This is a genomic window from Nguyenibacter sp. L1 (assembly GCF_035199985.1).
In the GTDB taxonomy this organism is placed as follows: domain Bacteria; phylum Pseudomonadota; class Alphaproteobacteria; order Acetobacterales; family Acetobacteraceae; genus Gluconacetobacter; species Gluconacetobacter vanlangensis.
This window is the reverse complement of the sequence record NZ_CP127015.1, coordinates 3,197,052-3,219,339: the sequence shown is the minus strand read 5'-3', so window position 1 is coordinate 3,219,339 and position 22,288 is coordinate 3,197,052. Positions and strand designations below refer to the sequence as shown.

26 protein-coding genes and 6 pseudogenes are annotated in these 22,288 nt (G+C 62.1%); 17 read left to right on the top strand and 15 right to left on the bottom strand.

Annotated features, from left to right (window positions below; translation table 11 throughout):
* Positions 1-82: 82 nt before the first annotated feature.
* The 3 genes from QN315_RS14450 to QN315_RS14440 are packed head-to-tail and all read right to left on the bottom strand — an operon-like array spanning position 83 to position 3,182.
* The gene (locus tag QN315_RS14450; RefSeq protein ID WP_323989995.1) at positions 83-1,096 is read right to left on the bottom strand and encodes an NAD(P)-dependent alcohol dehydrogenase; all 1,014 of its coding nucleotides are present in this window, start codon (positions 1,094-1,096) and stop codon (positions 83-85) included.
* A gap of 31 nt (positions 1,097-1,127) precedes the next feature.
* A complete protein-coding gene (locus tag QN315_RS14445) occupies positions 1,128-2,321 on the bottom strand; it encodes an MFS transporter (protein WP_323989993.1) in 1,194 nt (397 codons plus the stop codon).
* A 12-nt stretch (positions 2,322-2,333) separates the two neighbouring features.
* Positions 2,334-3,182, bottom strand: a complete 849-nt coding sequence (locus QN315_RS14440; protein WP_323989992.1) for an NAD(P)H-dependent oxidoreductase — start codon at positions 3,180-3,182, stop codon at positions 2,334-2,336.
* A gap of 577 nt (positions 3,183-3,759) precedes the next feature.
* Here QN315_RS14440 and QN315_RS14435 point away from each other — a divergent pair.
* Positions 3,760-4,704, top strand: coding sequence for a LysR family transcriptional regulator (locus tag QN315_RS14435; protein ID WP_323989990.1), 945 nt, complete (start codon positions 3,760-3,762; stop codon positions 4,702-4,704).
* A gap of 105 nt (positions 4,705-4,809) precedes the next feature.
* On the opposite strand, the pseudogene QN315_RS14430 reads toward QN315_RS14435, so the two are convergent.
* Together QN315_RS14430 and QN315_RS14425 are read right to left on the bottom strand one after the other, a co-directional pair.
* Positions 4,810-5,025: pseudogene (locus QN315_RS14430) on the bottom strand (transposase); the annotation flags it as partial.
* 37 nt (positions 5,026-5,062) lie between these two features.
* A pseudogene (locus tag QN315_RS14425) lies at positions 5,063-5,230 on the bottom strand (IS3 family transposase); the annotation flags it as partial.
* Between QN315_RS14425 and QN315_RS14420 the strand changes: the two are divergent.
* The 6 genes and pseudogenes from QN315_RS14420 to QN315_RS14395 all read left to right on the top strand — a co-directional run.
* Positions 5,209-5,382 (top strand): annotated as a pseudogene (locus tag QN315_RS14420) (alkene reductase); the annotation flags it as partial. The pseudogenes QN315_RS14425 and QN315_RS14420 sit on opposite strands and share 22 nt — an antisense overlap.
* A gap of 106 nt (positions 5,383-5,488) precedes the next feature.
* A complete protein-coding gene (locus QN315_RS14415; RefSeq protein WP_323989988.1) occupies positions 5,489-6,163 on the top strand; it encodes a peroxiredoxin-like family protein in 675 nt (224 codons plus the stop codon).
* Positions 6,164-6,219: 56 nt separating this feature from the next.
* Positions 6,220-6,936 carry an SDR family oxidoreductase gene (locus QN315_RS14410; protein ID WP_218064105.1) on the top strand — a complete coding sequence of 239 codons (717 nt, stop codon included), beginning with the start codon at positions 6,220-6,222 and terminating at the stop codon, positions 6,934-6,936.
* A 114-nt stretch (positions 6,937-7,050) separates the two neighbouring features.
* Entirely contained in the window at positions 7,051-7,626 is a 576-nt protein-coding gene (locus QN315_RS14405) for a carboxymuconolactone decarboxylase family protein (protein ID WP_176638451.1), read from the top strand.
* A gap of 176 nt (positions 7,627-7,802) precedes the next feature.
* Positions 7,803-7,968, top strand: a pseudogene (locus QN315_RS14400) (IS3 family transposase); the annotation flags it as partial.
* A 326-nt stretch (positions 7,969-8,294) separates the two neighbouring features.
* Entirely contained in the window at positions 8,295-8,444 is a 150-nt protein-coding gene (locus QN315_RS14395; protein WP_323989985.1) for a hypothetical protein, read from the top strand.
* Positions 8,445-8,460: 16 nt separating this feature from the next.
* Here QN315_RS14395 and QN315_RS14390 read toward each other — a convergent pair.
* Positions 8,461-9,695, bottom strand: a pseudogene (locus tag QN315_RS14390) (IS3 family transposase).
* 77 nt (positions 9,696-9,772) lie between these two features.
* On the opposite strand from QN315_RS14390, the pseudogene QN315_RS19610 reads away from it, so the two are divergent.
* A pseudogene (locus QN315_RS19610) lies at positions 9,773-9,985 on the top strand (aspartyl protease family protein); the annotation flags it as partial.
* Between the two features lie 42 nt (positions 9,986-10,027).
* Positions 10,028-10,471: a hypothetical protein gene (locus tag QN315_RS14385; RefSeq protein ID WP_323989984.1), complete on the top strand. Its 444-nt coding sequence runs from the start codon at positions 10,028-10,030 to the stop codon at positions 10,469-10,471.
* Positions 10,472-10,491: 20 nt separating this feature from the next.
* Here the strand turns inward: QN315_RS14385 and QN315_RS14380 are convergent, their stop codons facing one another.
* Entirely contained in the window at positions 10,492-11,058 is a 567-nt protein-coding gene (locus tag QN315_RS14380) for a TetR/AcrR family transcriptional regulator (RefSeq protein WP_176638453.1), read from the bottom strand.
* A 113-nt stretch (positions 11,059-11,171) separates the two neighbouring features.
* On the opposite strand from QN315_RS14380, the gene QN315_RS14375 reads away from it, so the two are divergent.
* Both QN315_RS14375 and QN315_RS14370 read left to right on the top strand, forming a co-directional pair.
* Entirely contained in the window at positions 11,172-11,573 is a 402-nt protein-coding gene (locus tag QN315_RS14375) for a nuclear transport factor 2 family protein (RefSeq protein ID WP_176638454.1), read from the top strand.
* 101 nt (positions 11,574-11,674) lie between these two features.
* Positions 11,675-12,490 carry an alpha/beta hydrolase gene (locus tag QN315_RS14370; RefSeq protein ID WP_323989982.1) on the top strand — a complete coding sequence of 272 codons (816 nt, stop codon included), beginning with the start codon at positions 11,675-11,677 and terminating at the stop codon, positions 12,488-12,490.
* A gap of 60 nt (positions 12,491-12,550) precedes the next feature.
* On the opposite strand, the gene QN315_RS14365 is transcribed toward QN315_RS14370, so the two are convergent.
* On the bottom strand, positions 12,551-12,706 hold the full coding sequence (locus QN315_RS14365; RefSeq protein ID WP_408904531.1) for a helix-turn-helix domain-containing protein: 156 nt from the start codon (positions 12,704-12,706) through the stop codon (positions 12,551-12,553).
* A 192-nt stretch (positions 12,707-12,898) separates the two neighbouring features.
* Here QN315_RS14365 and QN315_RS14360 point away from each other — a divergent pair, with 192 nt between their 5' ends.
* Genes QN315_RS14360 through QN315_RS14340 form a run of 5 tightly spaced genes read left to right on the top strand, consistent with a single transcriptional unit; the run spans position 12,899 to position 16,036 of the window.
* Positions 12,899-13,213 (top strand): hypothetical protein, encoded by a 315-nt coding sequence (locus QN315_RS14360; RefSeq protein ID WP_323989980.1) that lies wholly within the window; start codon positions 12,899-12,901, stop codon positions 13,211-13,213.
* 24 nt (positions 13,214-13,237) lie between these two features.
* Positions 13,238-13,675: a MarR family transcriptional regulator gene (locus QN315_RS14355; RefSeq protein ID WP_323989979.1), complete on the top strand. Its 438-nt coding sequence runs from the start codon at positions 13,238-13,240 to the stop codon at positions 13,673-13,675.
* 4 nt (positions 13,676-13,679) lie between these two features.
* Positions 13,680-14,306, top strand: a complete 627-nt coding sequence (locus QN315_RS14350; protein ID WP_323989978.1) for a cysteine hydrolase — start codon at positions 13,680-13,682, stop codon at positions 14,304-14,306.
* A 1-nt stretch (position 14,307) separates the two neighbouring features.
* On the top strand, positions 14,308-14,637 hold the full coding sequence (locus QN315_RS14345) for a hypothetical protein (RefSeq protein WP_323989977.1): 330 nt from the start codon (positions 14,308-14,310) through the stop codon (positions 14,635-14,637).
* Positions 14,618-16,036, top strand: a complete 1,419-nt coding sequence (locus QN315_RS14340) for a DHA2 family efflux MFS transporter permease subunit (protein ID WP_323989976.1) — start codon at positions 14,618-14,620, stop codon at positions 16,034-16,036. The genes QN315_RS14345 and QN315_RS14340 overlap by 20 nt, the downstream gene beginning before the upstream one ends.
* A 198-nt stretch (positions 16,037-16,234) precedes the next feature.
* Here the strand turns inward: QN315_RS14340 and QN315_RS14335 are convergent, their stop codons facing one another.
* On the bottom strand, positions 16,235-16,639 hold the full coding sequence (locus QN315_RS14335; RefSeq protein ID WP_323989975.1) for a helix-turn-helix domain-containing protein: 405 nt from the start codon (positions 16,637-16,639) through the stop codon (positions 16,235-16,237).
* 101 nt (positions 16,640-16,740) lie between these two features.
* Here QN315_RS14335 and QN315_RS14330 point away from each other — a divergent pair, with 101 nt between their 5' ends.
* The gene (locus QN315_RS14330) at positions 16,741-17,595 is read left to right on the top strand and encodes an NAD(P)-binding domain-containing protein (protein WP_323989974.1); all 855 of its coding nucleotides are present in this window, start codon (positions 16,741-16,743) and stop codon (positions 17,593-17,595) included.
* A gap of 196 nt (positions 17,596-17,791) precedes the next feature.
* Here QN315_RS14330 and QN315_RS14325 read toward each other — a convergent pair whose 3' ends face one another.
* From QN315_RS14325 to QN315_RS14300, 6 genes are all read right to left on the bottom strand, one after another.
* On the bottom strand, positions 17,792-18,628 hold the full coding sequence (locus tag QN315_RS14325) for an alpha/beta hydrolase (RefSeq protein ID WP_323989973.1): 837 nt from the start codon (positions 18,626-18,628) through the stop codon (positions 17,792-17,794).
* Positions 18,629-18,695: 67 nt separating this feature from the next.
* The gene (locus tag QN315_RS14320; protein ID WP_176638461.1) at positions 18,696-19,142 is read right to left on the bottom strand and encodes a MarR family winged helix-turn-helix transcriptional regulator; all 447 of its coding nucleotides are present in this window, start codon (positions 19,140-19,142) and stop codon (positions 18,696-18,698) included.
* Positions 19,143-19,162: 20 nt separating this feature from the next.
* A complete protein-coding gene (locus tag QN315_RS14315) occupies positions 19,163-19,879 on the bottom strand; it encodes an SDR family oxidoreductase (protein WP_323989972.1) in 717 nt (238 codons plus the stop codon).
* Between the two features lie 66 nt (positions 19,880-19,945).
* Complete coding sequence (locus tag QN315_RS14310; RefSeq protein WP_323989970.1) at positions 19,946-20,320, bottom strand: hypothetical protein; 375 nt, start codon at positions 20,318-20,320, stop codon at positions 19,946-19,948.
* Positions 20,321-20,351: 31 nt separating this feature from the next.
* A complete protein-coding gene (locus QN315_RS14305) occupies positions 20,352-21,233 on the bottom strand; it encodes an NmrA family NAD(P)-binding protein (protein WP_323989968.1) in 882 nt (293 codons plus the stop codon).
* Between the two features lie 120 nt (positions 21,234-21,353).
* The gene (locus tag QN315_RS14300; RefSeq protein ID WP_323989966.1) at positions 21,354-22,265 is read right to left on the bottom strand and encodes an AraC family transcriptional regulator; all 912 of its coding nucleotides are present in this window, start codon (positions 22,263-22,265) and stop codon (positions 21,354-21,356) included.
* Positions 22,266-22,288: the final 23 nt, after the last annotated feature.

Genomic DNA, 22,288 nt, shown 5'->3' with positions numbered 1-22,288 from the left:
AGCCCGATTCGGCTCGTCGCTCGCTCCGTGCCGAGCGCCCCACCGAAGGTGGCCGCCTCTGCGCGAAAAGAGGCTTCACCCCTCACCATTCGACGCAGATCTTGCCGAAATGTTCGCCGCTCAGCTGATAGGCGAAGGCCTCGGGCAACTCCCCGAATGCAAAGCTGCGGTCGATGACGGGACGGACGCCGGTCGCTTCAAGCGCTGCGATATAATTCTGCTGATCGCGCCGACTGCCGACGATCAATCCCTGCAGGCGAATTTGCTTGCGCATCAGTTCCATCGTCGGCACTTGGCCCTCGCGCCCGGTAAGCACGCCGATCAGCGCGATATGCCCGCCAACCCGTGTGGCCCTGACCGACTGTGGCAAGGTGCCCGGCCCGCCGATTTCGACGACATGGCTCACGCCTTCTCCGCCCGTCAGCCGCAAGACCTCGTTGCCCCATTCGGGCGTGGCTTTGTAGTTGATCGTGTGATCTGCCCCGAGCGCGCGTAGGCGCTCGCGTTTTTCGTCTGAGGAGGAGGTGGCTACTACATTCGCACCCATCGCTTTGGCGAGTTGAAGTGCGGCGATTGACACGCCGCCGCCTCCCATGGTCAGCACGGTTTGACCCGCCTGCAGCGCGCCGTCGACGACGAGCGCGCGCCAAGCGGTAAGCCCGGCGGTGGTAATAGTCGCGGCTTCGGGATGGCTCCAGCCCTTGGGCGCCCGGGTGAAGGCCGAGACAGGGCGCACGACATGCGTCGCCGCCATGCCGTCGATCCCATCGCCTGGCGTCCCCGCGAAGTTGCCGACTGCGGTGAAGGGCCTGCCGGCGATCCAGTGCGGAAAGAAAGTCGAAACGACATGATCGCCCGGGGTGAATTCGGCAACGTCTGCGCCCACTGCCTCGACAACGCCAGCGCCATCCGCCATGAGGACACGACCATCTTCGGTAGGGATACCGCCGTTAGCGACGAGCAAGTCATGGAAATTGAGCGAGGTCGCGTGGATCGCCACGCGTACTTCGCCGGGTCCGGGCTCGCCCGGATCATCCCGCTCGACGATTTCGAGACGGTCTAAACCGCCGGGGGTGCGCACGACGTAGGTTTTCATAAGACAGTGCTTTCATTAATGGTTGATCGGACTACAGGACCGGACCTTTCTCCGGAAATCGGCATGCGCCCCGGTTGCCGTGAGCGGACGAACAAGCTGGCGACAAGCGCAGCGCAGCCAGCAGCTGCGCCCCCCCCCAGGGCGTCGTCATGATACCGGGGCCGGCCACGAGCAGACCGCCGATCGCCGAGAATGTTGCGATGCCGAAGTTGAACGCGGCGATGTTGAAGCCCGAAGCAGTCGCGACCGCGTCGGGCGCGACCTCTTCCGCGGCCGCGACCACGCCCGACTGAACGATGGGGCCAAGACAGAAGCAGCAGGCAGACCAGAGGAGAAGGTTGGCGAACATTGTCAGGACGTGCGGAGCCGAAAAGGGCAGCGCCGCAAGCGCCAGGACAAGACCGACCAGCGCTGCTGTCAGGCCGCGCCGCGTGCCGAGTGCATCGCTAAGCCGGCCCCCGCCAAAATTCCCGACCATCGCAGCTGCGCCGAATGCCATAAGCGCCAAGCTGACTGCGGCCGGAGACACACGGGTGACCTCCATCAGCAGCGGCGCGAGAAAGGTGAAAACCACGAATGATCCGCCGAACCCGGTCATGGCGATGAAATAGAGCGCCAGGAGGCGGGGCTTCGCCAGTACGGCGAACTGCGACTGCAATCCGGCGGGCCGAGCGTGGGGGATTTCCCGCGGCAACAAAAGTCGCAATAGCGCTGTCGCGAGGCATCCGAGCACAGCCACCGCCAGCAGCGGTGCGCGCCACCCAAGGCTCTGTCCGACGATTGTGCCGAACGGGACACCGATCACCATTGCAAGGGTGAGCCCTGCGAACATCATCGCCACCGCCTGCGCGCCGCGCTCACGATCCGCCAAGCTCATCGCAATCGGCGCGCCGACTGCGAAGAACACGCCGTGCGCCACTCCGGTCATGATCCGCCCGGCCAGCAGCACTTCATAAGTCGGCGCGGCGCCGCCAAGCAGATTACCGAGCGTGAATAGGCCCATCAGCCCAACCGCAAGCCCGCGGCGGGGAAACCTCCCGGTAAGGGCCGTGATCGTCGGCGCACCAACGGTCACGGCCAGGGCATAGCCAGTCACAAGCAAACCGGCTTGGGGTATCGTTACCGTAAGATCGCGCGCGACATCCGGGATAAGCCCGATCATGACGAATTCCGTAGTGCCGATGGCGAAGGCCGCCACGGCAAGCGCGATCAATGCAGGCGACATCGGTGTTGCTCTTTATACGTCGACCAGATCGGCAAAGTGCGCGACGAGGCCGGTTTGGCCCGGCGCAACATGGTCGGCCATGGTGTGGCGATCGGGGAAGTCGCCGCCGTTTTGCGACCGGAAGGGAATCGGCGTGTCGGTGAATAGCCCGGCGAGACGCACACGCCATGCTGCCTTGATCGCCTCCACTTCTTCCGCCGTGGAAATTTGACCCGCGCTATAGACCGCGTGCGTCGGGAGCACGTCCATGCCGGGGTAGAACAGCGCGCCATGAGTCAGCGGGAACAACAGTTGCTCGATCGGCCCGTTGATACCCCGCGGGCCATAATCGACCACTGGGCCGCCTGCCTGCACGTTGACCAACGCTCGCTTGCCCTTGAGGATGCCCTCGCCAAAGCGGAACTCGTTGGAGCCATTCTGATAGCCGTAGGCAAAACCGAAGGCATAGACCCGCTCTATCCAGCCCTTCAGGATCGCGGGCACGCCGTACCACCACAGCGGGAATTGTAGGACCACAGCATCGGCCTCGAGCAGCTTCTGCTGCTCGGCGATCACGTCTGGCGTCTGACGCCCGCTTGCGTAAGCATGGCCCGATTCCATGATGAACGACAGCCGTTCGGGGTTGTCGCGCGTCGGAAAGTCATCGGCGTCGTACACCGCCTTCCACTTCATGCCGTAGAGGTCCGAATGGACTACGGTGTGCCCCGCCGCCGACAGCGTCTCAGCGGTCACGTCGACCAACTGCCGTGTCAGCGAGGTGGGTTCAGGGTGCGCGTAAACAACGAGAATATTTCTTCTCACGAAATGATCTCCGTAGTTGTTGGGAGCTTTGTCCGCTTGATTGATGTTGCCGATCGGCATCAATTTCTCGTCAGGGCTTGCGCGCCGGTGACACGGACATCTTCGAGAAATTTGCGCGCCTGCGCGGCGCGCTGGGCTCGGTGGTGCCGACATCGATTTCGACACTTACGCTGTCGATGGCGCGGCGAGGCTCCTCGATCACGAGCAGAATGCTTGTCGTGGCAGCGATTCGCGCCAAACCGCGCGCTAGGCTATTCGGGTATGGGATGCTGACTAAGATCACTCGATGCCTCCGGCTCGGGATTGGAAGCCCGACGAGCATCAACGTGGGCATCTGACAGAGATTTGTGAAATCGATTATCTTAACCCATGGTATCCAAATGACGGATATCTAGTCGCTGATCGCGACGTTTGCGGCACTTGCACGGGGCGTGCATTGGCCCGTCGCCGAGGCGCGGCTCAACACGCTCCAGTTTGGCGGTCATCTACCAATCGTGAGAACAGCGCCGATCGCTTTCGTCACAAGCGGTCCGACGCGAACACAGACAGCTTCCGGTCAAGCGGCCCAAGCCGTTGACGTGTCGCGCCACGACCATCATATATGAAATCGATTAAACGGCGACCAGGAATAGACGGCGTGGATGACAGTCGCATCGACCTCAATCTCTTGGCGACACTCGAAGTGCTGCTTGCCGAACAAAACGTCACGAAAGCGGCAACTAAACTGCATCTCAGTCAGCCGGCTGTAAGCGCGCAACTGGCACGGCTTCGGGATTTGTTTGACGACCCGCTTCTGCTCCCGACGCGTCGAGGCATGATCCCGACCGCCAAGGCACTCGAACTTGCGCCGCAACTGAGAGACGCGCTGGATCACGTGCGCAACGCGCTACATTCTCATCAGGACTTTGATCCAGGCAAGGCAGAACTGACCGTATCGATCGGCTGTTCTGACTACATCCAGGCAGCAGTGGTGATGCCGTTCGTCTTGGCTCTCCGGCAGGCGGCGCCGGGAGTACGGGTGGCGGTACGGCATCTGGTACCCGAGCTAATCGAGCAGCAATTGGGGAATAAAGAAGTCGATCTCGTTATCGCTACTCCCGAACGGTCGGCCCCGCACTTGCGGACGTACCACCTATTCGATGAAAGTTATGTCCTCGTAGGAAGGCACAGTCATCCTCGGCTGAAATCGGGCATGACAATAAACGAATATGTCGAATTGGAACACGTCGTGGTCTCACCGCAAGGCGGTGGCTTCGAAACGCCAGTGGACAGCGCTTTGGCGACACTTGGCTATCGACGCAACGTCGTCGTATCAGCGGCCTCCTTTTTGTTCCTGCCGGAGATCGTCTCAGACAGCGATTTGGTTGCACTCGTGCCCAGGCGGCTATTTCTTAGACAATCAGAAAAGTTCACGATGGTTGACCTGCCCTGGCTAGGTGAGCAATTCAATGTCAGCCTGATTTGGCACGAGAGATGTCATGGGCATGCAGGCCACCGCTGGGTCCGAAACCTGATTGGAAATCTGGTCGGGGAAAATGATAAACGCAGGTCCGTGGCAGCCCAGCCGGTGCGGTCGGCTTAAGATGCCGTCATTCATGTCGCACTTCGACTTCGCCTGCCGTCGGAAATCCCCGGGCGACCATGCCTTGATATCTGTTCCATTGATATCAGTCTCTTAGAGCCTGAATCAGAAAGCGGTCTGATTGATTTTCCGCAGAACTCTGCGGATATGCGAGATTGTTGCCTCGACATCCTTCGTGAGGCGGCGGCAGCGCCCGAGCCATGCAAAGCTGCGCTCCACGATCCAGCGTTTCGGCAGGACGCCGAAGCCTTCGGCCCGATCGCTGCGCTTGACGATCTCGATCGTCCATCGGCCGAGGTCAGCCAGCGCACCACGCAACTGAACCGCTCCGGGATTGGCGGAGACCGGTTTGCACAAATTAGGCTGCCATAGGGACACGGTCTATAGCAGCGTAGAACTGTTGTTCGGCCTCGGCCGGCGTGATGTTGCCGATGGGCTCGAGGATGCGGCGGTTGTTGAACCAGTCCACCCCTTCCAGCGTCGCATATTCGACGGCATCGAACGATCGCCACGGGCCGCGCGGATGCCGTCGCCTTCGGCCGCGCCTTTATCGCCAACCCGGACCTTCCCGAGCGCCTTCGGCTCTCTCTGCCGCTCAACCGCTATGACCGGTCGACCTTCTACGGCGGCGATCAGCGCGGCTACACGGATTACCCCTTCCGCGCAGACGCAGCCTGATCCGCATTCCTCTCAGGAATAACGCCTATTCGGGGAAGCCGCCTACGCAGCCCCACCGGGGCACATCATTCTCGTCACATCAAGACGCCAATCAGGGAGCGCCATCATGACCCTTCAAGAGAAGCTCGACGCCTTCAAGGGCGACTTCGAAGCGGGCAAGCCGCCGTATAACGTGCCCTATTCGGTGATCGAGACCATGCATCGGGCGACGGCGGAATTGATCGCCTCGGGCGCTGCCGGCCGCGCGCTCAAGGCCGGTGACAAGATGCCCGCGTTCACGTTGAACGACCCGGACGGCAAACCGGTCTCCTCGCGCGATCTGCTCGCCCATGGCCCCCTGGTCGTGAGCTTCTATCGCGGTGTCTGGTGCCCCTATTGCAACATGGAATTGCAGGCGCTTCAGGAGGCGCTCCCGGCTTTCGAAAAGCTCGGCGCGAGCCTGATTGCCATTTCACCGCAAACCTCGGTGAACAGCCGAAAGTCGGTCCGCCAGAACGAGCTTTCATTTCCGATCCTCTCGGACGAGCACAACGATGTTGCCGCCGCCTTTGGTCTGCGCTTTGCCATGCCTGACTATCTTGTCGACCTCTACAAGGAGCTCAAGAACGATCTGCCGTCCTTCAATGGCGATGACAGCTGGACCCTGCCGATGCCGGGCCGCTTCGTCATCGGTCAGGACGGTGTCATCCTCTACGCCGAGGTGAACCCGGACTACACACGCCGTCCTGAACCCGCGGGCATGCTGCCCGCGCTTCGTCACGCGGCGCGTGCCACGGCCTGAGGAAACGCGGGCTCCGATCTTCAACACGCCCGGAGCCTCGGACGGAGTGCAAATTGATGTCTCGTACGTTCCTCGTCACCGGCGCCAGCAAGGGCATAGGCTTGGCGCTCTCCCATCGCCTGGTTAAAGCTGGGCACCACGTCATCGGCATCGCCCGCCACCGGACCGACGACTTTCCGGGCGAGCTTGTGCCCATCGACCTCGGGGACGGTGCCGCGACCAATGCGGTGCTGACCGATCTCAGCGGCCGTTTCGAGGTCGATGGTGTGGTCAACAATGTCGGCCTCGTTCGCCCGCAATTGCTGGGAGCGGTCGATCTCCCGACGCTCGATGAGGTGATGCGGGTCAATCTTCATCCCGCCGTACAAAGCGCCCAGGTGTTTCTGCCCGGCATGAAAGCGCGCGGCTGGGGACGTATCGTCAATATCACCAGCTTGACCGTGCTCGGCAGCGTTCAGCGGACCGCCTATGCGGCCGCCAAGGCAGCCCTGACCAGCTTCACCCGAGGCTGGGCGCTGGAGCTTGCCGAGACGGGGATTACCGTCAATGCCGTCGCACCGGGACCGACCGAGACGGAACTCTTCCGCGCCAATAATCCGCCGGGCTCCGACGGGGAGCGCCGCTATCTTACGGCGGTGCCGATGCGGCGCTTCGGCAAGCCCGACGAGATCGCCGCGGCGATCGCATTTCTTCTGTCCGAAGATGCGGGCTTCGTCACGGGACAGGCGCTGCATGTCGATGGCGGCGCATCTATCGGCAAATCTGCCTTCTGACCTTTGGCCAGCAGAAACACCGCGGCTAGCGCGTCGGCGCTCGTCGACGGATCAAGGCGACCGGCCGTGCTGGCGCACCCTCATCTCTCAGCCTTCCTCGAACGGAGACACACCATGATCAACGGATTCACGCTTCTCGACGCGACGACAGCCCCCACTGAGTCGGCCCAAATCCTCAATGAGGTCCAGGCGGCGTGGGGCTTCGTGCCCAATCTGCACCGCGTGCTCGCGGAAAGTCCCGCCGCCCTGGAAGCTTATGCCACTCTGTGGGGTATCGCGGAGAAGACGAGCTTCACCGCTCAAGAACGGAATATCGCCTATCTCTCGATCATTTACGAAAACGAGTGCACCTACTGCATGGCGGGGCACACCAATCTTTCTAAGATGGCAAAGGTGAACCCGGCCGATATCGAAGCGATCCGGGCAGGCCGCGCCATCGCCGATAGCAAGCTGGAGGCCCTGCGGCAGTTTGCTGCCAAAATCACCCGCCAGCGCGGTGTCGTCAGTGAGACGGACGTGGCCGCCTTCAAGGCCGCGGGCTACACCAACCAGTCCGTGCTCGATGTGCTGGTCCTGGCGGCCACCAAGCTCATCTCCAACTACACCAACCACCTGGCGGCCACTCCCAACGACGACTTCATGAAGGGCGCCGAATGGACCGCGCCGGGCAAGCTTCACGCCATCGCATAGCCGCACAATGCCCGCCTTCCATGGCAGTGGGAGGCGGAAGCTTAAGCGCGTCAGGTCCGTGCCCTTTTTGATGGGGCCATCGGCAGGCGACGACGCTGTAGTGCGGTGCGAATCATCTCAGAGCCCCAACCCCCGATTGCGACCGAAGCCCCAGTCGACGCCGCCGTCATCGCGCCAGGCGCGGCCCGTGGCGATCGTTCGATGTCGTCGAATATGCGACGCTGGAAGGGGTGGACTGGTTCAACAACCGCCGCATCCTCGATGCCCATCGGCAACATCACGCCGGCCGAGGCCGAACAACAATTCTACGCCGCTATAGACCGTGTCCCTATGGCAGCCTAATTTGTGCAAACCAGTCTCCGCCAATCCCGGGGCGGTTCATCCCGTTCCCCGCATCGTTCCAGACAACGCGGAAATCATGCTCTTTTCTTCCGTCATCGGTGCCCCGCTCAAAAACGAAGGGGGGTCAGTTCCTCATTGCGACAGGGGGTCACTTTCTCACTTCGCCTGACAGTCAGGTCGTGCGCGCAAGCCTATGAGTGTCACCCGTACATGCCAGGGCATTGCCAAACTGAACTAACCCTGTTGCCTCCCCTTGAGCTAGTCTAGTGGCTTTACCACAGCAGGCGAGTACCCGCCTCCTGTTCAACGGATTGCAAGAGATCGTCGTGAAACTTCCCAAATTTACCGCAGTTCTGGCCTGCGCGTTCATGATAAGCGAGCCGGCCATGGCCGACTCGCCCGAAGTTTTGCCTTTGCAAGAAGTGCCAGGTGTGGGGTTGGCGTTAGATGTCACCTGTACCGGCCTCGGTTTTTGAGACATCTGGTTGGAGCCTAAGCGGCGAGAGCCGCGGTGGAAAGAGCTTTGGCGCGCACGGCGTTCGGTGACATGAACCCGTGCCGTTCAAGGAGCCATGTTTCATTGTATAGATCGCGGAATTCCAGCAGGGCCTGTCGGAGATCCTCGACGTTCTCGAAGTTCCGGACCCAGAGCAGGTTCTCCTTGAGTGTCCGGATGAAGCGTTCGGCGCAGCCATTGCCCTCGGGGGCGCGGACGAATGCCGGCGAGCTTTCGATGCCCAGGAAGCGAATTTCGTTCTGGAAATCATCGGACATATACTGGCTGCCGTGATCGTGGCGCAGGGAAAGTCCAGTTGCTACTTTTTCGGCGAATGCGCCAAAACAGCGGCGCACGCCCTGGCGTATGGGCTCCAGGGCCTCGAAGCGGGTGCCGCGCCGGGCGGCATGAATGCCGGCGCATTCGCCGCTGTGATGATCGATGGCAATGAAGACGGCGGCCTGTCCTTCCTGCGTCCATGTCGACGTCATGTCGGTGCCCCACATGATGTCGAGGGCATCCGGGATGATGGTGCCGTCATGGTTGCGCGGTCCCTTCGGCGCGCCGGTCCGCGAGGGGGCGAGCAGATCGTTTTCACGCATCAGGCGCAGCGTCCGGCGACGGGACGTGCGTACGCCCGCGACCCGCAGTCTTGCCCAGACCTTGCGGTGCCCTTCGCCATGAAACGGGCTGGCCGTGATGATCGCACGGATGCGCCCGACCAGTTCGGCGTCCGGCATGGGGCCTGTCGGGCCGCGCCGCCGCAAGGCTGGTCTCACCTCCATGGGCGTCCGGCGGCGGTAGAGTGTCGCCCGGCTGATGTTCCAGACCCGGCAGACCGCCGCCAGTCCATAGGGGCGACCGGAAGAGGGGGAGACCGCCGCACTCATGGCCGCAGCCTCCGACGGGCCAAAGGGCGGCCAGCCTCCATGGCCGCGATCTTTTCACGCAGCAGTTCACGCTCGATCATGACCTCGCCGAGCTTTGCCTTGAGGCGATCGCTCTCCAGCGTTTCACCGTCAGTCTGACGTGTCGCAAGACTGGCCTCGCCCCCGGAAAGGAAGGCGCTCTGCCATCCGCTCAGGGTTGCGGCCGTCACGCCCAGTTCGCGCGAGACCATCTCCATGTCCTCACCGCGCAGCAGACGAAGCACGGCCTCCTTCTTGCGGCGGCGTGACATGCGTCCGCCATGCCCCGGTCGTTTCGCGTCGTTCTTCAACTCGTTCGTCATTCTGACACCCTCGCGCATTCCTCACGCGCTTATCTGGTGTCTCAAAAAACCGATAGGCGGGAGACACCGTCGATGGCCATCCCGGGCGTTTTCTTTTTGACACCGGCTGGGGCGTCAGCGCCGTCACACCGACGGTTGCAGCCATTATCGGCTGCAAGCCCTGGGGACGTGTCACAGGGTTTCGGGCGATTGGAGAGCGGCTGGACAGCCAACGTTGTAACGCCGCCACGTTCCGGGCTGGCGGTTTTCAGGCCAAGGCGCCGGAAGTCATTATCGTCGATCTCATGAAGTTCTTACCCCCGGGCACGAAGCCCCTGAGTGGCGGCATCGGCTTGGACCTCTTTGCCGGGCACACCGTGACGATCCAGTCGCACCTTCACCGCCTCGTGCTGGAAACCAGCGCTAGCCGAGAGGCTCGCATCAAGACCGCTCAGGGGATCACCGTACGGCCCGTACGCGACGCACAAGGCGCCGCCCTTACCGTGGACGTGGCCGTGCCGACAGCCGATGGCCCCGCCTGGATGGAACTGGACACCGGCAACAATGGTCCGACCCTGATCGCCGCCCACGTCGCGAATCTCGTGGGCGTGAAGGCGGGGGAGGACAAGCCTCAGCCCCTCACCATGCCACTTCGTCCCGGTGTGACGGTGCGGGATGCGGCGATCGTTCGCGACCTTATCTTGGACGGCGATATCGGACGCGGCTTTCTGGACCACTGGGATCTGACGCTTGATCTGGCGCAGGGGAAGGGTTGGCTGGCGCCGGCTCAGCAGTAGCCAGCGCCGGCCCCGGCCTACTATCGTCGGTCGGAGCGCTTCGCACAGCCCGAGCCGGCGTGGTCGACCACAGCCCTGACACGCATGGCCTGTGCGCGCCGGATCGCCTGTAGCGAAAGACCGCTCGCGAGCAGTTCGTCGATGAGATCGATATGCAGCGAGGCCAGCAGCGCGTGGGCGACATAGAGCGAGTCGTCCGCCGTCGTTGGGCTCGTAGCATCTTCGATAAGCGTTTGCGCGATCTTGTGCATCCAGCGGTAGTGAGGTGATTGCAGAAGACCTGCGCCGACCTCGCGGGCACGGATCAGATGCCGGTTGTCCAGCTTGAACGTCAGAACCGCATCCAGGAACGCCACAAGCCGCTCCTCTGGCGTCGTGGCGGCTTCGAACGGCGGCGCACCCCGCTCGACCTCCTCGCGTAAGGCCGCGATCTTAGACGCCCAAAGCACATCGAGAAGCCCGTCACGGCTGCCAAAGGCGCGAAAGAGCGTCCCCTTGCCGACCCCGGCAGCGGCCGCGATGGCGTCCATCGTCACGTTCCCCGGAACATCGCTTGCGGCGAACAGCCTGTCGGCGGCCGCCAGCATCGCGACAGGTGAAAGCGGGCGACGCCCACGCCGCACGGCTTGCGTTTCGGACTGATAGTCCGATATAGAAGAGGCTGTTGGACCCATGGTCCGAATTATAGCGAGGTTGCCTCATGACCCCAACATCTTGTTTGCCGGACTGGTTCGAACAGGCGCTCGAAGGGCTTCGCGCGGGAGATATCGGGCGATGGATGACGATTTACGCGCCCGAGGCAGTTCACGAATTTCCATTTGCACCCGAGGGCGCCCCGCGTGAGCTTGTCGGGCGTGACGCCATCGCGGTCTATATGAGCCGGTTGCCATCGCTCCTCCGCTTCGGCGCGCTCAGCGATGTGCGGGCGCGGGTAGCGGATGATGAACTGATCGTCGAAGCCACGGGACATCACCGGCGCGTTGCCGACGACGCGGTCAGGGAAATCTCCTACGTCTGGTTCATCAAGACCCGGGACGGCAAGGTCGTACATTTCCGGGATTACATGAATCCACGTCAGCTATCGTCCATCGTAGCCGAATGAAGGCGGGGTTCGGGACGCCAGTCTCTTCTTGGGCACCCACCCTCGTCGTTCATCCTCAGTGGTGTAGCGGAGCGACAAACGGAGGACTGGGATAGTTCGCCATGCTGAACTTTTCGCTGCTCGCTGCCGCAACAGTCTTACTTGCTGTATCCGCTCCGGCCCTTGCGCAGCCCGAGCCGGCGTGGTCGACCTCCGCCGCCGGTGAACAAGTTGTGGATCTGCCATTAGGGGATGGAGTCCCCCAGCGTGTGCTGCTCGATGCGCCGATTCATCCGCGCGCCACGCTGGTCATGCTCCCGGGGGGAACGGGCGACGTTGGCGTAGGGCGCGACGGCGATCCGCGGCACGACGACAATTTCGTCGTCCGCACGCGGGCGGCTTGGGTGGCGAAGGGCTATGCCGTGGTGATCCCGGACACCATCGATCAGGCGAACCTGCGCGGCGTGCGCAGTTCTCCCGCATACGGCCGCTTGGTGGATGACGTAGCTGGCTATGCTCGGGATCGGTTTCAGGCGCCGGTGTTCCTGGTCGGCACCAGCCAAGGAACGATCGCGGCGATGAACGCCGCCGCCCGGGCTGGGCCTGGGCTGATTGCAGGCGTGGTGCTGACCGAGTCGGTGAGTGTTCCCGGGCGTCGCAGCACGGAGACCGTCTTCGATGCCAGGCCGCAGGACGTGCGGGTCCCCGCCCTGATCGTCGCCAACCGCGACGATGCTTGCGACGTGGCGCCTCCCGCAATGGCAGAGCGCATCGTCGCGGCCATGATCCACTCTCCGAGTGTGCAGTTGTTACCGGTCAGCGGCGGCGTCCAGCGGTCGCAAAGCGCGTGCGGCTCGCTATCGCCGCACGGCTACTATGGCATCGAACAGCCGGTGATCCACCGCGTCGCCGGATGGCTGCGGGTTCACGGCGGCTGACTGCGGCGAACGCGTCGGGTCTCCAGAAAGGTCGGCCAGCGGCAATTTTGAAGACTCGCCTCAGCTTGCCGCCAATTGGCTGTAAACCGTCGGCGACAATCCTGTGACGCGGCTGAACGCGGTGCTGAACGCGCTGACCGATCCATAACCCGCGATCTCGGCCACTTCCATCATTGGCCGCTTGCTCGACACGAGAGCGGCTTTGGCCAGCAACATACGTCAGGCCGACAGATACCCGATCGGCGAGACACGCCAATCGGTCAGATCGAGGCAACTGACGCCGGACGATGGACGGCCCTCGCCCGACTGTTGGTTCCCTTCGGAGGTCTACTTGCAGGCAATCTGCAGGCCGGCGAGACGCTTGTCGTCAACGGCGGAACCGGGGGCTTCGGCGGCGCAGGAGTCGCGATGGCATGGGCGATGGGCGCGGGGCGGGTCGCGGTCACCGGCCGCAGTCAGGAGACATTGGAAGACTTTGTCAGGAAATCCAGGACCAAATCGATCGGCTCGCCGGCCGCGTCGCAGATCGACCTTCGGTCGTGCGCTTCATCGCCGGTGAACCGAACTGTCCGAATGCGGCGTCCGTATCGCCTTGCCAAATTCGGACTGGATGAGGCCAACGAGGCGGTGGCCTATGCCGCAGCCAACGCCGGGCCGCGTCAATCGACCGTGCTGCGGCCAGACCAAGGGCAATCGCAATCAACAGATAAACTTGCAAGTTAGTCTGTCTTATAATATGCATCGGGCATGACAGATGAAACTGACCGATCATTAGAAATCGTCGCCAAGGATTTCACGACCGCTATCAGCCGGGTGCTGCGACGGCTTCGCACCGAGGCAAACCCGACCGAGCTGGCTCTTTCGCAGATGGGTGTGCTGTCGCGCCTCGAGCAGGGCGGTCCGATGAACACGGCAGACCTGGCGCGCGCCGAACTGATGAAGCCGCAGTCGATGGGCGTCATCTTGGGAAGCCTCGAACAGGAGGGGCTGGTCGAACGGCAGCCCCATCCGACCGACCGCCGTCAGGTACTTTTCGCGCTAACCGAGGCGGGCGCGGCGGTGAGGACGAAGCATCGCGCCATAAAGCGGGACTGGTTGGTGCGCGCACTCGCTAAACTCGATCCGGCTCAACGGGAAGCGCTCATCGCTGCGATCCCCGTCATCCGGCAGGTCGGCGAGACCTGACCTCATGCGCTCGGAGCCCCAGGTCAGTCTGCGGCAACAATCAAACATCGAATTCGTGGAGGCCGTCATGGCTGCGACTCAACTCGACCCCAGAACCGCCCTGATCGTTGTCGATCTCCAGAAGATCGTCGCCTCGATGCCCAGCGCCCATCCCTTCGCTGAGGTGTTGAAGAACGCCAGCCGTTTGGCTGACGCCTTCCGTCAACGTGATCTTCCCGTAATCCTGGTCAATGTCGTCGGGATGGCGCCGGGTCGGACGGAGCAGAGCCGTTCGGGCGGCGACCTTCCGCCGGACTGGTCCGAATTGCTGCCGAACCTGAACCAGCAGCCTCAGGATCATCTTGTTTCGAAGAAAACTTGGGGAGCGTTCACCAACACCGGACTTGAGGATTACCTGAAGTCCGCCGGCATCACCCACGTCGTGGTCTGCGGCGTCGCGACGAGTGTCGGCGTCGAGTCGACCGCACGCCAGGCCCACGAACTCGGTTTCAATGTCACCCTCGCCGTCGACGCCATGACCGACCTCGGCGCGGAGGCGCATGCCAACAGCGTTGAGCGGATTTTTCCAAAGCTCGGCGAGACCGCCACAACCCAAGACATTATCGACCTCCTATCGACACGGGACGCCTGACATGTCCTGGCTCCCACTTCTTGCTTATTTCTTCGGGGGCTTCTTCCTGGCGAATGCGGTGCCGCATGTCGTGAGCGGTATGATGGGACGGCCATTCCAGAGCCCATTCGCAAAGCCGCCAGGACAAGGCCTGTCCTCTTCGACCACCAATGTGCTTTGGGGCTTCTTCAATATCGTCGTCGGCTACCTGCTGGTCTGCCGCGTTGGGGATTTCCAGTTGAGGAATACGACAGACATGGTCGCCCTGGGCGCCGGCGCATTCCTGATCTCCCTGTTCTCGGCGCGGCACTTCGGCCGGTTCAACGGCGGCCATGCAACAGAACGCTTCTGAAACGGCTGATAGAGCGGGTGATCGGCTCGATCCCTCGGTCTGGAAAATTGCGGGCGTCGCGTTGTTCGGGGCTTTACTCGCACAGTTGGATGCGACGATCGTCAACGTCTCCCTGTCGAGCCTTGCGACGGCGCTGAACAGCAGCCTGTCGACGATACAGTGGGTCACCAGCGGCTATTTGTTGGCGCTCACCCTGGTTCTGCCGTTGAACGGATGGCTGGTCGACCGCATCGGTGCCAAGGCGCTTTATCTGTGGTGCTTCTCGGCATTCACACTCTGCTCGGCACTGTGCGGCCTTGCCTGGTCGGCACCCTCGCTGATCGGATTCCGGGTCTTGCAAGGCATCAGCGGCGGCCTCCTGGCGCCCATGACCCAGATGATGATCGCGCGGGCCGCAGGCAAGCACATGGCCCGCGTAGCGGGTTATATGGCGCTGCCGGTCCTGCTGGCGCCGGTCCTCGGTCCCATCATCGCCGGCGCCATCCTGCAATATGCGTCATGGCGCTGGCTGTTTCTGGTCAATCTGCCGGTCGGGGCGGTCGCCCTTGTGTTGGTGGTCCTGCTCCTGCCCAGCGACCGGCATGAGACGACACGACGGACGTTGGACTGGTTCGGTCTCACGCTGCTCTCGCCCGGCTTGGTTCTGTTCCTGTACGGCTCCGAGCGTCTCGACGACATGGTGGGGCGCGTCATTCTGGCAGGCGGAATCGCGATGATGGTCGGCTTCTTGTGGACGGCGCGACGAAAGGGCGACGATGCGCTGATCGACCTGCGCCTGTTCGAAGGCAAGGTCTTCTCCACGGCGGCCATCACGCAATTCCTCTCAAACGGCGGCATGTTCGCTGGTCAAATGCTCATCCCGGCGTTCCTCATCCAGGCATGTGGCCGAACGCCCGGCGAAATGGGTTGGATGCTGGCGCCGCTGGGCATCGGCATGATGCTCACCAATCCCTTCATGGGCGCACTGACGGATAGGTTCGGCATTCGGCGCGTGTCCGCAGGGGGCGCTCTCCTGACACTCGTCGCCACATTGCCCATGCTTTACCTCGCCACCCAAGGGCTGAATCTGTTGGTGCTCATACCCGCTCTGCTTTTGAGGGGCATGGGTATGAGCGGGGTGGGCCTGCCATCGCTGACGGCAGCCTATGCTTCGGTCAGCCGACAGAAAATACCGATGGCGACGACCTCGCTGAACATCGTTCAACGTCTCGGCGGCCCGACAATGACGACCGTTTGCGCAACCTTCCTGGCCTGGAAGCTAGGACCGCATGCCGCCGATCACGCCATTTCGAGCGCATATGCTTGGACGTTTCTGATTCTCTGCGGCCTCCACGCATTCACCTTTCTTGGCGCAATCCACTTGCCACGCCGGCTAAGCGACGTCGAAACACGAGAATGATAGGTGGATGTCGCGCGGAGATCTCCGTGCCTTGCGGCACAAGCAGGATGCGGCCGTTCCTACCGCACGGATGAGTTCCGGGAGCTCGCCTATAAATAAAAAATTGCTGACAGAATCGAACAATTCGTGGTTCCGTCTAAGGAGAACAATTCCAAAAAATGAGTTGAAAACGGGTAGAAACCATTGAACTGCATCGGCTCAACTCGAGACACTCGCGGCAGCGTCGTAAACACCTCTCGCTTGCTCCATGGCCGGCCAGTTCTCCTTGATCCAACCCGTAAAGACTTCGATCGGATGCAGCATGCTCTTCCCCATGGAAGTCAGTTGATACTCAACGCGGGGCGGCACTTCTGGAAAATAATGTCTTGATACGATTCCGTTTCGTTCCAGCATCCTCAGAGTTAAAGTCAGCATTCTCTGAGAAATTCCCCGCACCCCATGTTTTATCTCAGAAAACCTCGCGCGATTGTCCGGAGCTTGAGCGAGCATCGATAACACAAGAATCGTCCATTTATCGCCAAGGTGAGTGAGCACATCATGCGGTGCGCACGAAGCGACCAGCTCCACATCTGCCTGCGACTGTCCATTTGCCGTCGGTGGCATCGGTTCTCTCCTTGTAACCGAAGCACAAAAACGTGCCGTCTTGTGGAAACCCCATAGCAGTATACCTTCGTAACTATCAAGAGTTATGAAAGGGAACCCAAATGCAGCAAATTGGCGTTATCGGCGCTGGCCCTGTTGGACAAGGCCTGGCCAAGCGGCTTGTCGCGCTCGGATACGTTGTCCGGATTGCGAATTCGAGAGGTCCGGCGAGCCTTCGGGATGTCGCCAAAAGCACAGGCGCCGAGCCCATCGACATTAGGGACATATCCGCGGGTGCTGCGGTCCTTGTTCTTGCCATCCCGTTCGGTCGTGTTCCCGATCTGCCAAAATCGGTCGTCATCTCGCTTCCTGGCGACGCGATCATTGTCGATGCGGGCAATTATTACCCGCGACGTGATGGGGCGATCCCGGAAATCGACCAGGGCCTTCCGGAGTCTCAATGGATCTCCCGAAAGCTCGGCGTACCGGTGGTCAAAGCGTTCAACAGCATCATTGCATCCCGGCTGGTCGATCAATGTAGGCCCGCAGGAGACCGGCGCCGCATCGCACTGCCGGTCGCTGGCGATGATTTGGCGAGCCGCAGAGCCACCATGGCTCTTGTGGAGGCATTTGGGTTCGACGCGTTCGACGCCGGCTCCCTCGCGGAATCGTGGCGTCAACAGCCAGGACAGCCAGCCTACTGCACCGATGCGACAAGGGCAGAACTGCGCGTGTTGCTCGCGCGCGCCGATCGAGAAATGGCCAAGCGCAACCGCGATAAAGCAACGGAAATTCTCTCGAAGCTGCCGGAGGATTACCCGGCGGACCAACTCGTCCGGGCGTCGAGAATTTTGGTGGGACTGGACAAGCTGCGGCCGGCAAGCTGGTTTGCCATCTTGCGCCTGGCGGCGACGATCGCTCTTCGGAAGCAACGGCGGCGTGACGTGGTGAAAGACAGAGTCGCCTCACCATCATGATAGGTGGTCTGTGTTAAGGAGTAATGATTTCACCTTGTGCAGCGGTTTGCCAACACAATTTTGCGGCAAAAGATGAGCGGTTACGGCGGGAAATTCCGCCGGATCGGAAAGTCCGCCCCGCGGCTAAACTTGCACGCGAGGGGCACTGTGCCCCTCGCGCCGACTTGATGGACCTTCAACGGTCCAGGACCAAAGCTCAGCCACGGATGAATGCGAGCAGGTCGGGATTGACGAGGTCGGCATTCACGGTCAGCAGGCCATGCGAAAGCCCCGCATAGACCTTGAGGGTGCTGGACTTTATCAGCTTGACCTGCAGCTCGACCGCGTTCCTGTAGGGCACGACCTGATCGTCATCGCCCTGGATGCAGAACGTCGGCACTGTGATCGCTTTCAAATCCTCGGTCTGGTCGGTCTCCGAGAACGCCTTGATACCTTCGAAGTGGGCCTTGGCGCTCCCCATCATTCCCTGGCGCCACCAGTTCCGAATGACGCCCTGCGAGATTTTCGCGCCCGGACGGTTGAAGCCGTAGAACGGCCCCGAAGCCACATCGAGGAAGAACTGCGCCCGGTTGGCGGCCAAGGCCGCGCGGAAGCCGTCGAAGACCTCGATCGGCGTGCCGCCGGGATTGTGGTCCGTCTTGACCATCAACGGCGGAACCGCGCTGACCAGGACCGCCTTGGCTACCCGGCCTTGCGGTTGACCATACCGGGCGACATAGCGCGCGACCTCGCCGCCTCCGGTCGAATGACCGACGTGGATGGCATTCTTCAAGTCCAGGGACTCGGCGACCGCGGAGGCGTCGGCCGCATAATGGTCCATGTCATGACCGTCGCCGACCTGGCTCGAACGTCCGTGGCCGCGGCGATCATGAGCGATGACGCGGTAGCCCTGGCCGAGGAAGAACAGCATCTGCGCGTCCCAATCGTCGGCGCTGAGCGGCCAGCCGTGGTGGAACATGATCGGCTGGGCGTCCTTCGGTCCCCAATCTTTGTAGAAGATGTTCACGCCATCCTTGGTCGTCACGAATGTCATGGTCGGCTCTCCTTGCGGGTGATGAATGTTATGCGGGGCGCGACCGTCTAAAGGCAAGCGCCTCGTTTCACGGGCCATCATCGCCCGTCACAATGCTCTTCAAGGCCCCTTGCAGCGTGGCAACCTGTTTCGTGCCGTTCAGTTGCACGAATTGTCGTTGAGCTTCCTGCCAAAGGGGCGCCGCTTCGTCGTGAAGGCGGCGGCCCGCCTCGGTGAGTTCGACCAGGCGGCTTCGGCCGTCCGTGGCAGAGGGCCTGATACAGACCAAGCCGTCCCGTTCCAGAAACCCGACCATTTTGCCCATCGCCGTCCGTTCGATGTCCAACCGTTCGGCAAGAGCATTAACCGCCGCGCTCCCTACCTCGTTCAGGGCCGCCAAGGTGAGGAATTGCGTGATGCGCAGGCCCGCCGGCTCAAGGTGGGCATCGTAGAAGCGGGAGACCTGCCGGTTCGCCTTCCTGATGGCGAAGCAATTGCATTGATCGATTCCGAGAGGCTGGCTGACCGGCAGCATCGCTTTGTCCTTTCAATTTTCTACGAAAGCCCGGCCGGCGGGGTGATGTAGCCGGGCGCCTCCGCCGCAAGGGTGCTCTTCAGCAACTCAGTCCCCTTGTCGGCCATGATCTCGTTCTTGCCGGCGGCGAGAGCATCATAGGTCTGGCGCACGACGTCATCCGGACTGGCCTTTGGCACGTCGATCCCGTTGGTCAGATCGGTGTCCACGAACCCGACATGCAGCCCGAGAACCTGGATGCGGCGCTCATGCAGGTAAAAGCGAAGCTGGTTCGTGTAGTTCCAGGCTGCCGCCTTCGACGCCGCATAGGGCGCCAGAATGGGCCGCGGAAGCCAGACAATGTCGGAAAGCACGTTGATGATGGCGGCCTGCGGTTTGTTCGACAATATCGGCTCAAAGGCCTGCGTGACGCGCACCACGCCATAATAGTTGGTCTCGAACATGCGGGCGGACTGCGCTTCGACATCGGCGGCCAGCGGCCCGTCGATCAGGGCGGCGATGCCGGCGTTGTTGACCAGCAGCGTGGTATCCGCCGCCAGTTCCGCAGCCACGGCGATCGACGCCTTGTCGGTGACATCGATCCTGACCGGAATGAGGCCAGGCTCGTCGAAACCGCTCGTCTTGCGCATGCCCGCATAAACCCTTGCCGCCCCGCGACGACGCGCCTCGCGCGCAAAGGCCAGACCCAGACCACGATTTGCGCCAGTGATGAAGACGGTGGCGTTGGTGACGTCCATGACAAACTCCATTTCGAGAATCGCAGCCGGCGGGAACCAATTCGCGCCGGGCCGGCGGGTGTCAATTCAAAGGAACATGCCTTCCGGCAACTGCTTCGAGAGCGCATCCCGCAGATGAGAGGCCAGAGACAGCACAGCGCCCAACGGACTCATCCGCACGCTCACGCGCGGCACAGAGCCATCGGCGTTGTGGTCGACGACGACGCTCGCGCTCAGGCTTTCGCCGCTCGTCAGGACGGCGTCATATTCGATGAAAAGCCGCGAACCGGCGGTCTGAACGAACGTCGGTGTCTGCGAGGCGTAGAAGGTTCCGACGGCGTTGACCGCGAGCCGGATATCTTCGCGCCCGATCACCGGGCCGCGCAACACCGAGCTGACGAGTTCGGCGTCGGGCGTCAGATCATCCAGAAACGGATGACGCTCATCTTGGGCGTGTGACATTTTGAAACCCTCGACCTGTCCGGGATCGCGCTCAGGCGAACACGGCGCGATTCCGCGCGATGAACTGCTGGACCGAGAGCGACGGCGTCCCGGTAATCGTCTCGACGGCATCGTTGACGCCCGAGAAGATCCCGTCGCGATAGTTTTGCGCGACCTCGACAAGGTGCTGCACGAGGAACGGCGGAAATCCGTAGAGATTTTCCATCTTGTCCTTGAACACCTCGATCGAAGTCGGCGCGTACTCGATCTTGGCGTCGAGCACCTCGCTCATGGCGGCGGCGATTTCGGCATGGTTCATCTCGACCGGACCATGGAGGGTATAGATCTTGCCTTCATGGCCCGCCGGTCTGGCCAGGAGGTGGGCGATCACTCGTCCCTGGTCGTCGGTGCTGATCGGGGCATGGCGGCCATTCTCGAAGGGGAATTCGATCTTTTTCTTCGCCCAGATTTCCTTGGCGAAATGCGGGTACACCAGCCAGTCGGCAAAGAAGGTCGGGCGAATGTGGGTTGTCGCCACGCCAGACCAGTCGAACACCCGTTCGGACACCCAATGATCCTGCGCGGCATGGCTCACCGACTCCCGGCGCGCCGAAATTTGCGACATGTTGACGATCGAGGCGACGCCCGCTTCCTTCGCGGCTTGCGCGAAACAGGCGGCGGCTCCGATGATTCCGGGCGCAATCGGATAAAGAAAATAGACCGATTTGACGCCTTCCATCGCAGCCCGGATCCGGTCGATGTCGGTGAAATCCCCGACCGCGATATCGACGCCGCGCGCCCTTAGGGCAGCCGCCCGCTCATCATCGGCGCGCACATAGGCACGGACGCGCTTACCCATCTTCAACAGTTCGTCTATGGCGACGCCGCCGGTCCGGCCCGTCGCGCCGCTTACGAGAAAGTCAGCTTCGCTCATGGTTCTGCTCCGCGCGAACATAAGAGCATATGCTCCAATACGGACCATATAGGAGCATATGCTCTTATAGTCAAGCCATTCCCCGCTTCGCTCGGTCGCCGGATGCGCCGCCCGCATCGGTCAGGGCGCAGGAACGGATTGCTGCCGCGCATAGCGCGCCGGCGGCAGTCCGACATGGCGGGTGAAGGCGACGCTGAAAGCACTCGCGGAGCCGTAGCCGACACGTTGCGCGATCTCGGCAATACCAACCTCGCTCCGCCGGAGCATGTTTTTGGCCAGAGCCATGCGCCAGTTCAGCAAGTAGGCCATCGGTGCCAGGCCGACGGCACGACTGAAACGTTCGAAGAAGGCCGAACGGGAAAGCGCAGCCTCCTTCGCCAATTGTGCGACGGTCCACGTCTTGGTCGGGCTTTCATGCATTCGGCGTAGCGTCACGGCAAGGCGTTCATCGGCTAGCCCCCGCACGAGACCGGGCGAGAACGGTGTCGCGGCCGTCGAGCGAAGCGCCTCTATAAGAAGGACCTCGAGCAGGTGGGTGAGGATGACCTCGCGCGCCGGTCGGCGGTCGCGGAACTCGTCTCTGACGAGCTGGACGAGGGTGGCAAGCCGGGGCTCGCCGCGGACATGCACGACCTGCGGAAGCAGCGACACCAGCAGGTCCGCATCGGGAGAGCCGAAGCTGCAGTGGCCGGCCAGCATTTTTAGATCGGGTGGTCCATCCTGATCGCCGATCCTGAATTCGCCCCCGCCAAGCGCAACTGGCACCGCTTCGGAGGAGTCGGCCGGAGCTGGTATGATACTGGACATTGCGACGCCATAAGCCTCGGGGACCAGGATGAAGTCGCCTGAGCGGAGTTCAATGGTCTCGCGCCTGTCAATCGCGAGGCAGCAGGCTCCCTCGAGAACGACGCAATAGAAGGGCTGCCCGGCGTCCGAGCGGCGGATGTGCCACGGCCCGGCTCCAACGACCAGCTTCGCGTATCGGGCGCTCGGCTGGAGCAGTGTGACGACCTCCGCCAGCGGATCAATCATATTCAGGACTCTCACTAACTAAA

What these genes read in the sequence shown, in the direction of transcription:
- QN315_RS14410 (WP_218064105.1), top strand. Translation starts at nt 6,220, where the DNA reads ATGTCTCGTACGTTCCTCGTCACCGGCGCCAGCAAGGGCATAGGCTTG.
- QN315_RS14365 (WP_408904531.1), bottom strand. Translation starts at nt 12,706, where the DNA reads ATGTTGCTGGCCAAAGCCGCTCTCGTGTCGAGCAAGCGGCCAATGATG.
- QN315_RS14345 (WP_323989977.1), top strand. Translation starts at nt 14,308, where the DNA reads ATGTCCTGGCTCCCACTTCTTGCTTATTTCTTCGGGGGCTTCTTCCTG.
- QN315_RS14360 (WP_323989980.1), top strand. Translation starts at nt 12,899, where the DNA reads ATGGCATGGGCGATGGGCGCGGGGCGGGTCGCGGTCACCGGCCGCAGT.
- QN315_RS14315 (WP_323989972.1), bottom strand. Translation starts at nt 19,879, where the DNA reads ATGGACGTCACCAACGCCACCGTCTTCATCACTGGCGCAAATCGTGGT.
- QN315_RS14375 (WP_176638454.1), top strand. Translation starts at nt 11,172, where the DNA reads ATGACCCCAACATCTTGTTTGCCGGACTGGTTCGAACAGGCGCTCGAA.
- QN315_RS14380 (WP_176638453.1), bottom strand. Translation starts at nt 11,058, where the DNA reads ATGCTGGCGGCCGCCGACAGGCTGTTCGCCGCAAGCGATGTTCCGGGG.
- QN315_RS14335 (WP_323989975.1), bottom strand. Translation starts at nt 16,639, where the DNA reads ATGCCACCGACGGCAAATGGACAGTCGCAGGCAGATGTGGAGCTGGTC.
- QN315_RS14325 (WP_323989973.1), bottom strand. Translation starts at nt 18,628, where the DNA reads ATGACATTCGTGACGACCAAGGATGGCGTGAACATCTTCTACAAAGAT.
- QN315_RS14440 (WP_323989992.1), bottom strand. Translation starts at nt 3,182, where the DNA reads ATGCCGATCGGCAACATCAATCAAGCGGACAAAGCTCCCAACAACTAC.
- QN315_RS14415 (WP_323989988.1), top strand. Translation starts at nt 5,489, where the DNA reads ATGACCCTTCAAGAGAAGCTCGACGCCTTCAAGGGCGACTTCGAAGCG.
- QN315_RS14370 (WP_323989982.1), top strand. Translation starts at nt 11,675, where the DNA reads ATGCTGAACTTTTCGCTGCTCGCTGCCGCAACAGTCTTACTTGCTGTA.
- QN315_RS14300 (WP_323989966.1), bottom strand. Translation starts at nt 22,265, where the DNA reads ATGATTGATCCGCTGGCGGAGGTCGTCACACTGCTCCAGCCGAGCGCC.
- QN315_RS14305 (WP_323989968.1), bottom strand. Translation starts at nt 21,233, where the DNA reads ATGAGCGAAGCTGACTTTCTCGTAAGCGGCGCGACGGGCCGGACCGGC.
- QN315_RS14355 (WP_323989979.1), top strand. Translation starts at nt 13,238, where the DNA reads ATGACAGATGAAACTGACCGATCATTAGAAATCGTCGCCAAGGATTTC.
- QN315_RS14340 (WP_323989976.1), top strand. Translation starts at nt 14,618, where the DNA reads ATGCAACAGAACGCTTCTGAAACGGCTGATAGAGCGGGTGATCGGCTC.
- QN315_RS14320 (WP_176638461.1), bottom strand. Translation starts at nt 19,142, where the DNA reads ATGCTGCCGGTCAGCCAGCCTCTCGGAATCGATCAATGCAATTGCTTC.
- QN315_RS14405 (WP_176638451.1), top strand. Translation starts at nt 7,051, where the DNA reads ATGATCAACGGATTCACGCTTCTCGACGCGACGACAGCCCCCACTGAG.
- QN315_RS14450 (WP_323989995.1), bottom strand. Translation starts at nt 1,096, where the DNA reads ATGAAAACCTACGTCGTGCGCACCCCCGGCGGTTTAGACCGTCTCGAA.
- QN315_RS14350 (WP_323989978.1), top strand. Translation starts at nt 13,680, where the DNA reads ATGCGCTCGGAGCCCCAGGTCAGTCTGCGGCAACAATCAAACATCGAA.
- QN315_RS14310 (WP_323989970.1), bottom strand. Translation starts at nt 20,320, where the DNA reads ATGTCACACGCCCAAGATGAGCGTCATCCGTTTCTGGATGATCTGACG.
- QN315_RS14445 (WP_323989993.1), bottom strand. Translation starts at nt 2,321, where the DNA reads ATGTCGCCTGCATTGATCGCGCTTGCCGTGGCGGCCTTCGCCATCGGC.
- QN315_RS14330 (WP_323989974.1), top strand. Translation starts at nt 16,741, where the DNA reads ATGCAGCAAATTGGCGTTATCGGCGCTGGCCCTGTTGGACAAGGCCTG.